This window comes from Micromonospora sp. DT15, from assembly GCF_049841475.1.
Lineage (GTDB): Bacteria > Actinomycetota > Actinomycetes > Mycobacteriales > Micromonosporaceae > Micromonospora.
Map to the genome: position 1 here is coordinate 194,314 of NZ_JBNCKJ010000003.1, position 10,804 is coordinate 205,117.

The 10,804-nt window shown below is 71.3% G+C and carries 10 protein-coding genes; 6 read left to right on the forward strand and 4 right to left on the reverse strand.

Annotated elements, in window-relative coordinates; all coding sequences use genetic code 11:
• The first annotated feature begins 17 nt into the window (after positions 1 to 17).
• Positions 18 to 857, forward strand: coding sequence for a helix-turn-helix domain-containing protein (locus ACLQ3F_RS08435; protein WP_425847584.1), 840 nt, complete (start codon positions 18 to 20; stop codon positions 855 to 857).
• Between the two features lie 67 nt (positions 858 to 924).
• Positions 925 to 1,506 (forward strand): dihydrofolate reductase family protein, encoded by a 582-nt coding sequence (locus tag ACLQ3F_RS08440; RefSeq protein WP_425847585.1) that lies wholly within the window; start codon positions 925 to 927, stop codon positions 1,504 to 1,506.
• A gap of 222 nt (positions 1,507 to 1,728) precedes the next feature.
• On the opposite strand, the gene ACLQ3F_RS08445 is transcribed toward ACLQ3F_RS08440, so the two are convergent.
• The gene (locus tag ACLQ3F_RS08445; protein ID WP_425847587.1) at positions 1,729 to 3,021 is read right to left on the reverse strand and encodes a serpin family protein; all 1,293 of its coding nucleotides are present in this window, start codon (positions 3,019 to 3,021) and stop codon (positions 1,729 to 1,731) included.
• 157 nt (positions 3,022 to 3,178) lie between these two features.
• Here ACLQ3F_RS08445 and ACLQ3F_RS08450 point away from each other — a divergent pair, with 157 nt between their 5' ends.
• Together ACLQ3F_RS08450 and ACLQ3F_RS08455 are read left to right on the forward strand one after the other, a co-directional pair.
• Entirely contained in the window at positions 3,179 to 4,426 is a 1,248-nt protein-coding gene (locus ACLQ3F_RS08450) for an FAD-dependent oxidoreductase (RefSeq protein WP_425847589.1), read from the forward strand.
• A gap of 8 nt (positions 4,427 to 4,434) precedes the next feature.
• Complete coding sequence (locus ACLQ3F_RS08455) at positions 4,435 to 4,923, forward strand: MarR family winged helix-turn-helix transcriptional regulator (protein WP_425847591.1); 489 nt, start codon at positions 4,435 to 4,437, stop codon at positions 4,921 to 4,923.
• 25 nt (positions 4,924 to 4,948) lie between these two features.
• Here the strand turns inward: ACLQ3F_RS08455 and ACLQ3F_RS08460 are convergent, their stop codons facing one another.
• Positions 4,949 to 7,804: a BTAD domain-containing putative transcriptional regulator gene (locus ACLQ3F_RS08460; protein WP_425847593.1), complete on the reverse strand. Its 2,856-nt coding sequence runs from the start codon at positions 7,802 to 7,804 to the stop codon at positions 4,949 to 4,951.
• 189 nt (positions 7,805 to 7,993) lie between these two features.
• On the opposite strand from ACLQ3F_RS08460, the gene ACLQ3F_RS08465 reads away from it, so the two are divergent.
• Complete coding sequence (locus tag ACLQ3F_RS08465; RefSeq protein ID WP_425847595.1) at positions 7,994 to 8,848, forward strand: hypothetical protein; 855 nt, start codon at positions 7,994 to 7,996, stop codon at positions 8,846 to 8,848.
• 87 nt (positions 8,849 to 8,935) lie between these two features.
• On the opposite strand, the gene ACLQ3F_RS08470 is transcribed toward ACLQ3F_RS08465, so the two are convergent.
• The gene (locus ACLQ3F_RS08470; protein WP_425847596.1) at positions 8,936 to 9,775 is read right to left on the reverse strand and encodes an NAD(P)H-binding protein; all 840 of its coding nucleotides are present in this window, start codon (positions 9,773 to 9,775) and stop codon (positions 8,936 to 8,938) included.
• A 108-nt stretch (positions 9,776 to 9,883) separates the two neighbouring features.
• Between ACLQ3F_RS08470 and ACLQ3F_RS08475 the strand changes: the two genes are divergently transcribed.
• Positions 9,884 to 10,246, forward strand: a complete 363-nt coding sequence (locus ACLQ3F_RS08475) for a winged helix-turn-helix transcriptional regulator (protein WP_355577881.1) — start codon at positions 9,884 to 9,886, stop codon at positions 10,244 to 10,246.
• 242 nt (positions 10,247 to 10,488) lie between these two features.
• On the opposite strand, the gene ACLQ3F_RS08480 is transcribed toward ACLQ3F_RS08475, so the two are convergent.
• Positions 10,489 to 10,692 carry a hypothetical protein gene (locus tag ACLQ3F_RS08480; RefSeq protein WP_425847598.1) on the reverse strand — a complete coding sequence of 68 codons (204 nt, stop codon included), beginning with the start codon at positions 10,690 to 10,692 and terminating at the stop codon, positions 10,489 to 10,491.
• Positions 10,693 to 10,804 lie beyond the last annotated feature (112 nt).

Here is a 10,804-nt window from a genome sequence, read left to right on the forward strand (position 1 = left end):
TCGGCGATACTGTGGGCGTGGAGTACGTGTCCAGAGTGCCGCGACCGCCGCTGGACGGGCTGATCGACGACCTCTACTACCTGGAGGGTGCGCCGCCGTACGCCCGGCTGACGCTGCCGGCAAGTCCGGCGGCTTTCCTCGTCGTCAACCTCGGGGCACCGTTCCGCATCCGCGCCGGCGTCGACGTCCAGACGGCCGAGTACGCCGACGGCTGCGTGGTCACCCCGCCCACCCGCGCGTTCGAGTTCGGCTACCCACTCCGGACCCGGTCCGTCGGCGTGCACTTCAAGCCGTGGGGGCTGGCACCGTTCCTGCCGATGCCCGCGGTGGAGCTGTGTGACCGGCCGGCGACGGTGGAGCAGGTGTGGGGCCGGCCCGCCATCGCCGAGCTGCGAGACCGGCTGGTCTCGGCCGAGGGACCCCACCAGATGCTGACGCTGCTTGAGGACGAGCTGATGCGGCGGCTGGGCGACGCTACCGGTCTGGGGCTGGTCCGTCATACGAGCCGCATCATCGCCGCGACCAGTGGGGCGGTGGCGATCGACGACCTGAGGGTTTCCGCCGGTGTCAGCAGCACTCACCTCGCACAGCGGTTCAAGGAGTTCGTCGGCGTCACACCGAAACGGTTTGCCCGCACCTACCGCTTCGCCGCCACCGTGCTCTCGATCAACCCCGCCGAACCGATCGACTGGGCCGACCTCGCCGGTGGCGCCGGCTACTTCGACCAGGCCCACTTCGGCCACGAGTTCCGGGCCTTCACCGGGCTCACGCCCACCCGGTACGTCGAGGTCCGGCGGCGGTTCCTGCGCGAACATCCTGGTCACGTGCTGGACGGCTGGCCGCTGCCGAGCGATTGATTCCTTACAAGAGCGACAGTCCACGGAACTCTAATCTGAGGGCATCCCCAAGCAGAGGAGCGCGCCGATGGGCGACGTGGTCATGTACAGCTCGGTGTCGGTGGACGGCTTCATCGCGGACGAGAACGACCAGCCCGGACCGCTGTTCGACTGGTTGACCAGCGGTGACGTCCCGTTGGACGAGAGCGGCGCGTTGAAGGTGTCACAGACGTCCTACGACTATGTCCGGCCGTACTGGGACCGGATCGGGGTGACGATCGCGGGCCGCCACGTCTTCGACATGACCGACGGCTGGGACGGGAAGCCGCCGAGCGGGATCGACCATGTGGTCGTCGTGACGCACCGGCCGAAGCCCGAGGGCTGGGATCCCGAAGCGCCGTTCCACTTCGTCGACGGCGTCACGGCAGCCGTGGCCAAGGCGCAGGAGCTCGCGGGTGACCGCGTCGTCGAGGTCGCCGCTGGCGACGTCGGCGGCCAGGTGCTTGCCGCGGGCCTGGTCGACGAGGTGCGCATGGACGTCGTACCCGTGGTGTTCGGGTCCGGAAAGCGCTACTTCGGGTCGGTCCACGCGCAGCACCTGTTGGGGGATCCTGATGTGGTGATTCAGGGCAACCGGGTGCTTCACCTGCGCTATCGGGTGCGCCGTTGACCGATCTCACCAACCCGGTCCGCGAACTGGACGAGTGGATCCTTCTGTAGCGCCTTCAGCGACAGCTGCACCTGCCCGCGAGTGGCGTCGACGTCGAGAGCTCTGAGATGACTCCGCGTACTACCGTGCCGCGCTTCGGCTCACGGACAGACACGGCAGAACTGTATAGCCGAGGTAGCGCTCTGCCGAGGCTCTGGTAGGACTGTCGCCTGTCCCGTCCGGTCAGGCTGGGCCCTCGGCCAGCGGGTCGTGGACCCGGCCGAGGAACAGCGGTACGCCGGTGAGCCGGTCGTGAATGACGTACAGGAATGGCCGGTTGACGAAGAACTGCGGCCCTTGCGGGATCGACGGCGGCCGGACGATGACGGCGGACGCGGCTGCGGCCTCGGTACCCTTCTCGTCCACCGCGATGAACGTCTCGTGCACCACGTCGTCGATGGACAGGGCCGGTTGGGTGCTCATGCCGGTGAAGTCGGCCTGTGACGTGAACGCGGTGGGCATGCCGAGGCTGCTCAGCGCGGCACGCAGCTCGGCCGGCAGGCGGAACGTCCACCGGGGCAGGCGCAGTTCGACGTCGGTGATCTGGAACCCGGTCAGCAACGCGCCCAGCCAGGTCGCATCGAGGCTCGCCTCGACCGCGGCGAGATCGTCCCGGGTGGGCATGACGATGGCCATGGCAAGCCCGTCGCCCGCGTACGGCACGTCGACCGCGCGCCAGCCGTCTCCCTCGAGGTAGCCCATCCGGTCGAACGGGCCGCGCATGATCGGCACGTCGACGACGGTCCCGTCATCTCTGGTGAACGGTCCCGTCGCGGTGGCCGCAGCAGCGAACGGGTACTTCCAGGCCGCCTTGAGGTAGAGCGTGTTTGTCAGGATCAGGCTGGTGTCCGGGCTCACGGCGTCGGACTGCAACAGCTCTGGGATCTTCGCGTTGGTCCGATCGGACACCCAGGTGTTGATCTCCTGTCGGGCCACTTCCGGCGCGCCGCGGAAGTCGACAAGTCGTGGCGTGGCACCGTAATAGCCGGCCAGGGTGTCCCGGAACCTGGGTCGCAGGACCAGATCGAGCCGCGTCCACAGCGCGTTGGCAGTGGTCAGCCGAGGCTGCTTGACTCCGTCACCGTCCTGGTAACGGCCGGCGAGCGCCTGCTCGACGGTGTTGAGTCCGCGGTCGAGCGCGCAGGGGCGCGGACGCGGCGCGTGAAGCACGGTGTCCATCTCGTCCGCCGTGGTCGAGCGGGCGCCCGCCCTGGTCATCGCGAGCGCGAGCCCGACCGAGTACGGCGCGCACACCACATTGCCGCCTGCCCGGGTCGCCGCCACTGTGCGGTAGAGGTCGGCTGTGAAGCCGCGAACGGCGGTGGCGGTGGCCTGCATCGTGCCCGGGTCGGGTGGTATGCGGTCCGTATCCGCCGAGGTGGACGGCGGGCCGGGCCAACGGAGATCACCCGGGGCGGCGGTGAGGGCAGCTGCCGCGAGCGGGACCGCCCGTAGAACGGATCGACGCGAGACCATATATCGAGGTTAGGGCAGTCCCACGGAAACCCGCCAGGCGCGAGCCTAAATCCATCGAAACTCAGCGATGCCTTTCACTCGTACCGGCACTTCAGCGAGTCTGCCTCGGCTCGGCCGGCGGCCTTGCCCAAATCATCTTAGTCATTAAGATAACCCCGTGACCATATCGACGGACTTCTCGGTGGCGATCGCCGGCGCCGGCCTCTCCGGCCTCTGTCTCGCCCAGTACCTGATGCGCGCCGGCATCGACGTGCACGTCTACGAACGGGACCCGGGCCCCTTCGTCCGGCGGCAGGGCTATCGGATCATCCTCGACCGGTACGGCCTGGAAGCGCTGCGCGAGAGCCTGCCGCGCTCGCTGTACAACCTGGCGCTGACCACCGGCGACGAGCCCGGCGGGCACCTACGCTTCACCGACAGCCGGCTGCGGGACGCATTCACCATCGCCTTCAAGGACGAGCCACACGCAACCCGCCAGGTCGACCGGCTGACCCTGCGGTCGATCCTGCAGTCCGGGCTGAACGGGCGCATTCACTACGGCAAGGACGCCATCGCGGTGGACAGCGGCGACCCGGCACGGCCGCGGCTGCTGTTCTCCGACGGCGGCGCCGCGGCGGCAAGCGTCGTCGTGGGTGCGGACGGTGTCGGCTCGGCGCTGCGCGCGCAGATCATGCCGGACGCGAACCCGGCGAACAGCCCGATGGCGGGCATCTACGGCCGGTCGCCCCTCTGGCGCAACGGTGAGAGCATCATCCCGGAAGCGCTGCACAGCAGCGGGGTCCTGGCCATCGCCGACCGGCCGGGCCGCGCCTTCTTCTTCACCTCCATGCGGTTCGGCGAGAGCCCGTCGGAGGCGTTCGCGCGCCTGGCCCCGGGCAGCTATGCGCCCACCGGCGGCGACTACGTCATGTGGGGACTGTTGCTCCGGCAGGAGGAGGTGCCCATGGGCATCCGGGGCGACCTGCTGACGCTGTGGAGACTGGCCTCCGGGATGAGCATTGACTTCCACCCGGTCATCCGGCGGCTGGTCGGTACGGCCGAACTGGACGCCACGGTGCTCAACCTCTTCGCCGCCGGCCAGCGCCCGCGTCGGTGGGCGGTGCCCCGGGCAACGATGATGGGCGACGCCGTGCACGTCATGCCGCCGTTCGGCGCGCACGGCGGCAACACAGCGCTGCGTGACGCCGCCCTGCTCGGCCACAAGCTGGTCGAGGCGCGGGCCGCCGGCGTGCCGGTGGAGGAGGCGATCGCCAGCTACCAGGACGAGATGGTGCGGTACGCCTTCCGGGCCGTCGACACCGCGACCAGGCTGATGCGCCGCCTCACCGGGGGAGCGGCGGCACCCCACTGGGTGCTGACCCGCGTGCTACCTCGGCTGCACCGCGTCACCGTACCGGAGGGATGATTGCCAGCATGTCCCACGAGCCGGCCCGTGCGTCCGCGATCACCGACCTGATGCGCGCCGGGCGGGAGATGTCGCGGCTGTCCATGGTGTTCCGATACGCCGTCGCGGAGCGGCTGGGCCTCACCGTGAGCGACCTGGAGTGCCTGGACTACCTGGCGGACGTGGGATCCGCCACCGCGGGGCAGGTCGCCGAGCGGACCAACCTCACCACCGGGGCGGTGACCAGCATGCTGCGCCGGCTCCAGCAGGCGGGCTACGTGACCGCCGAGCGCGATCCCGCGGACCGGCGGCGGTTGATCGTCACCCTGCGGCCGGAGCGGGCCGCCGAGTTGGAGCGGCCGTACGAGCGGTTCGCCGAGCGGGCGGAGCGACTCGTCGAGGGCTACAGCGTCGAGGAGGTCGCGCTGCTGGTCCGGCACTACGACCGCATGCAGGCGATGTACCTCGCCGAGTTGGACCGTCTCCGCGACGGCGACACCGCGCGGCGGTCAGCCTGAGACGGCGTGGCGCCTACCACGTCACCTACGGTTCCCCGCCGCCCGCTGACACCGCAGGGACGGCTGGGGCGGCCAGCTTGACCCTGGGGCGGTCGGCGTCCGGATGGCGCAGCTCGTCGAAGATCGTCAGCGCCTCCCGCCACGCCCGACGCGCGGCGTCGAGGTCACCCGCGGCCCGCAGGCTGTCGCCCAGGTTGTCCAACACCTCCGCCTCGTCGTAGCGGTCGCCGAGCTCCCGGTGCAACTCCAGGGCCCGCCGGTAGCAGTCCGCAGCCCGATCGTGGTCGCCGAGGCCGTGGTGGACGAAGCCGAGGCTGTCCCAGGTCAGCGCCGCGCCGTGCCGGTCGCCGGTCTCCTCGTGCAGCCGCAGGGCCGCCTGGCAGCAGTGCAGCGCGGGCCCTGGCTCGCCGAGCCTGGCGTGCATCCAGCCCAGATTGTTGAGCGCCTTGGCCTGCCCGACCCGGTAGTCGGCGGCCCGGTACAGATCGAGGGCCAGCCGGGTCTCGTCGAGAGCCACCTGCAGCCGGCCCTGCCGTGCGAGCACCCAGCTCACCCCGAGGTGCGTGTGCGCCCGTCCGGTGTCGTCGCCCAACTCGCGGTACAGCTCCAGGTCGCGCCGGTAGTGCCGGTGCGCCGCGTCGTGATCGCCCGACCAGGTGCAGGCGATGGCGAGACCCCGGTGCGCCAGGGCCTGACCGGCCAGGTCACCCCGGCGCAGCGCCGCCGCCAGGGCGGTCCGTTGCGCGGTGGCCAGCTCGGGCCAGTGCCCGCTGCGATCGAGGTACGTGGTCAGGGCCGCCGCCAGCGTCCAGGCGTGCCGGTCCAGGCCGGCGCCCGCTGCCTGCTCCACACACGCCAGCAGGACGTGGTGCTCGGCGGCGAACCACGCGGTCGCCCACGCGTGCTCCGGGCGGTCGCCCACCGTCACACCCGGCTCGGGTGGAGGCAGCGCCGGCGGCCGCGCCAACCGGTACGGGTCGAGCAGGTGGTCCGCCGCGCGCGAGGCGTGCAGGTAGTGGTCGAACAGGCGGCGTCGGGCGGCATTCCGCTCGGCCTCGGGGTCGGTGCCGTGACAGAGTTCGGAGGCGTACGCGCGAAGCAGGTCGTGCATCGCGTACCGGCCGGGGGTGCGCTCGGTGAGCAGGTTCGCCCTGGTGAGGTCGGCCAGCAGCGGTTCGACCCGAGCCGGCGGCAGGCCAGCGAGGCTGGCCACCGCCGCCCGTCCGGCGTCGGGGCCGGGATGCAGCCCGAGCAGCCGGAACAACCGGGCCGGGTCAGCGTCCAACGCCCGGTACGACCAGGAGAACACCGCCCGTACGTCGGTCGTGGGGTCGCCGGTGGCCAGTGCGGTGAGGCGAACCGGGTCGGTGTCCCGCAGTTCGGTTGCGAACGCCCCCAGCGGTACGTCGGGCTGCCCGACGGCGCGGGCCGCGACGACGGCCAGGGCCAACGGCAGGCCGGCGCAGCGGCGCACGATCTCGTCCAGCGCCGCCGCCTCGCGCCCGACACGCCCGCGGCCGAGCCGACCGGCCAGCAGCTCCCGGGCCTCGGCCGGCCGAAGCACGTCCAGCGTCACCGGGTGGGCCCCGGCGTTCACCACCAGGCCGGTGAGCCGATTGCGGCTGGTCACCACGACCAGGCTTCCCGGGGATCCTGGCAGCAGGGGCCGCACCTGCTCTTCGTCGCGGGCGTTGTCGAGCAGCACCAGAATCCGGCGGTCGGCGAGCAGGGTCCGGAACAGGGCGGCCTGCCGGGGCAGGTCGGTGGGCATCCGCTGTGGCGGCACGTGCAGCGCCTCCAGGAAGCCGCGCAGCGCCTCGCCCGGCGATACGGCCCGGCCGTCGAGGTCGAACCCGCGCAGGTTGACGTAGAGCTGCCCATCCGGGTACCGGTGCGCGACCCGGTAGGCCCAGTGCACCGCGAGGGTGGTCTTGCCGACCCCGGCGGTGCCGGCGATGGCGGAGATGACCACCGCCCGGCCCGGATCGCCGTCGCCGCCGTTCCGGGCGGCTCCCGCCAGTTCGGCGGGCAGCAGCGCGTCCAGTTGCCGCAGCGCCGTCGCACGGCCGGTGAACCAGGCGGGGGCGCCGGGAAGCTGCGCCGGAGACGGTCCGCGGGGCTCCGCAGGTGTGGGCTCGGCCGGCGGCGGCCCCCGCAGCACCCGCAGGTGGGCCTCGCTCAACTCGGGGCCGGGCTCCACGCCCAACTCGTCGACGAGGTGGCTGCGGGTCTCGGTGTAGAGCCGCAGCGCGGCGGCCCGCTGGCCGCAGCCGGCCAGGGCGAGCAGATACCCAGCCACCAGCGACTCCCGCAGCGGATGTTCGACGACCAGAGGGCGTAGGGCACGCGCGGTGGCGGCGAACCGGCCGAGGCCGAGTTCCACGGCGGCGAGCCGCTCGTATGCGAGCAGGCGTTGCTCGTCGAGGCCGGTGGCGGCAGCGTCGACGAAGGCTCCGGTCGCTCCGGCCAGCGCCGGCCCCCGCCACAACGCCAGGCCGTCGCGCAGCAGTCGCGCCGCCTCTGCCCGCCGGCCGGCTGTCTCCTCGGCGCGGGCCCGCTCGACCGCCAGGGTGAACTCGGCGAGGTCCAGCTCGGCCATGGGTACGGTGAGCCGGTAGCCGCTGCCCTGGGTCGTCAGCAGGTCGGCCGCTCCTACCTCGCGCAGGGCCGACCGGATTCGGGAGACGCAGACCTGAACCTGGGTCCGGGCGCTGGCGGGTGGTTCTTCGGCCCAGAGCGCCGACACGATCTGCCCGAGGGGCACCAGCCGGTCGGCGTTGAGGAGCAGCAGCGCGAGCACCGCGCGTTGCTGGGGGCGGTCGATGGGAAGGACCCGCCCTCCGGCGGTCACCTGGACGGGGCCGAGGAGGGACCACCGCATGGCTTTCCTGTTCAGTCGTGTTCGGACGTCCACAGTCTATGGACGACACGACCCTGCACGGCCGGCGCCAAGCGGTCGGATAGCGGACGACAAGCGGCCCCGCCCAGACTCTCCTCAGTCGCCGGATCTGTTGGTCCGGGCGGGAGGCGGGCCGGCGTGATGTCGGCCGAGGCGGACAGGGAGAGCGACATGCGAGTAACCAAGGGGCGGGGCGTGCTGACGGCCGTCATGTCGACGGCGGCCGTTGTGGCCGGCATGGGTTGGGCGGCACCGGCCTCGGCGGAACCGGCAGGGTTGGAGACGGTCACCCAGTCGGCTGCGGAGAGCAGCCTGGACAAGTCGGCGTTCGCGTCCTGCCCGACCGGCAAGGTGGTCACCGGGGGCGGCGGCTTCCTCCTCGCCGGTTCGTCGGCCGCCGGACGGGTCGGGCTGGACCGGTTGGAGCCGCTGGCGAACGGCACCGGCTTCTTCGTGACGATGCGGGAGGTGGGCCCGGTCAACGTCACCGGCGACTGGGGACTGCAGGCCCTCGCCCAGTGCGCCACCACGCCGGCCGGGTACCAGGTGGTGGCCACGACCGGGGCGATCGGAACGGAGTTCGTCACGGCGAGCTGCGGGACGAAGAAGGTCATCGGCATGGGTGGGCGGATCAACAGCGGCCTGGGCGACGTCGTGCTCGACCAGGTGGTGCCGTCGTTCGACCTGACGTCGGTGACCGTCCGGGCGGTCCCGGTGCAGGGCACCTCGCCGTCCGGCTGGAGCGCCACCTCGATCGCGGTCTGCGCCACCGCGCCCGCCGGGTTGGAGCGGATCTCGTCGACGGGGACGAGCGCGAGCGACTCGTCCTCCAACCGCGTCAAGGCGTGTCCGGCCGGCAAGGGCCTCTACAGCGCGGGCGCGGATATCAACGCAGGCAATGGTCAGGTGCTGCTGACAGCGGTCAACATCACCGGGGGTAACACGGTGCGGTTGCGAGCGGACGAGGACGCCGACGGCTTCGCCGGCTCGTGGAGCCTCAACGCGTACGGCATCTGCGGGAGCTGATCCTGGGGCCGGGGCCGCCGCTGGCGGCCCCGGCCGACTCCGCCCCATCAGATCGTTGGCCACACCGGATTCGGCTCCGCGCGACCGTCAACGGAAGGCGTCGATGTTACGCGTGGCCCAGGCGGCGAAGGGGCGTGGTGATCTGCCCAGGACCTCGGAAACGTCCGGGCTGATCCGTTGTTCGGCTTCGGTCGGCGCACCGAGGATCGCCAGCGTCCCCTCGACCACCGGCGGCGGCATGAACCGCAGCAACTGCTCGCGGGCTTCGTCGGGCGTCTGGTCCACGAAGTCGATCGGCTCGCCGAGCGCGGCGGCGAGGTCGGCGACCCGTTCGCGTGGCGTGCGCAGGGCCGGGCCGGTCAGTTCGTAGGTACGGCCATCGTGCGAGCGGTGGAGGAGCACGGCGGCCGCCACTTCGGCGATGTCGGTCGGGTCGACCACGGGCAGACCGACGTCGCCGAACGGTGCGGCCACGGTCCGCTTGCCCCGGACCGATTCGGTCCAGGCAAAGGAGTTGGAGGCGAAGCCGCCGGGGCGAAGGATCGTCCAGCCGAATTCGGATCGACGCACGAGATCCTCGATGGCGCGCAGCGGCGCGTGTGACGGCGAGTCCGGTCGGGTGGCGACCGCCTGCGAGGACTGGAGCACAACGCGCTTCACGCCGCCGGCTGCGGCGACCCGCAGAATTTCGCGCATGTCGAGGTGGGCTCCGGCGCCCTCCACGAGCAGGTACAGCGCCTCGGCGCCGGCGAGTACCGGGCGCAGGCTCTCCGGCTGCTCAAGGTCCGCGCGATGGTGGCGGATGCCCTCTGGTGCGGCGCCCGGACCTCGCCCCCGGGACACCGCCGTCACCGCGGCACCCGAGGTCGCGAGGGTCGACGCGAGGGTACGGCCGACGTTTCCGGTTGCTCCTACCACGACAAACATGTCTGGGTCTCCAGTCCGACCGTGTCGTTCGCACGGCCGAAGAAGACGCTAGTAGCGTCGATATAGTAGGTACCTAGAGGATAGTAATGGGTTTGTGACGGGGGGCACATGAAGCAGTCGACAGATCCCGAGTTGGCCTGCCCTGTCGCGCCGGTCGTCGACATCGTGTTCAGCCGGTGGACCACACCCATCCTGTGGGCACTCAACGAGTACGGTCGGCAGCGCTTTGTCGAGTTGGAACGCCGACTGACGAGCATCACGCCGAAAGTGCTCACGCAGCGGCTTCGCCAACTCGAACGTGACGGGCTCGTGTCACGCACCTACCACGCCGAGGTGCCTCCCAGAGTCGAGTACGAGATCACCGAGTTGGGCGCCAGCCTGGGTCCGCTCTTCGCGCACCTGGCAACCTGGGCCGACGCCAGCCTCGGAAAGGTGGAACGAGCACGGCGCGCCTACGACGCCCAGCGATGAGGCCGCGCGGACGTGATCGGGACCTCAGGCGGCACCATCACGGTGGCGGTCGCTCCGAGCGCGGGCCGAGGGTGCGCACCCGTGTGGTCACCTCCTCCGTCGGTATCGAGCCGGTCCTGACGTTCGTTCGCGTGTCAGGAACGACCGCGCGCGGACCGCGGCTTGTTGCAGCCACGGGCGGGGCCAGCGATGCTCTCGCCCCAGCGGCGGCCGACGACCCGAGGACCCGCCGGAGTGGCCCGTCACGAGGATCGGGTGCGCCTGCTGGCCAGGGAAGCTGGCGCGTAGGCGACCAGGGGTTTGTTGTGGACGTGTTCGCCGTCGGCCGTGATGCGGAACGGCCGGTCGCCGATGTCGGAATCGCAGTGGGCGCAGCCGAGTGCGAGCAGGGGAAGCCCGGTGCGCCCGGCGGGCCAGGGCAGCGCGGTATGAGGACGCGTAGACATGATCTCTCCAAAGACCTGACGGAAGGCATGGGAACGAACCGACGGTGACGTCGGCAACCCAGGCGCGGGGAACGTGTCAGGTCTGGAGAGCAGGCGGTGTCACGCGGGTTGG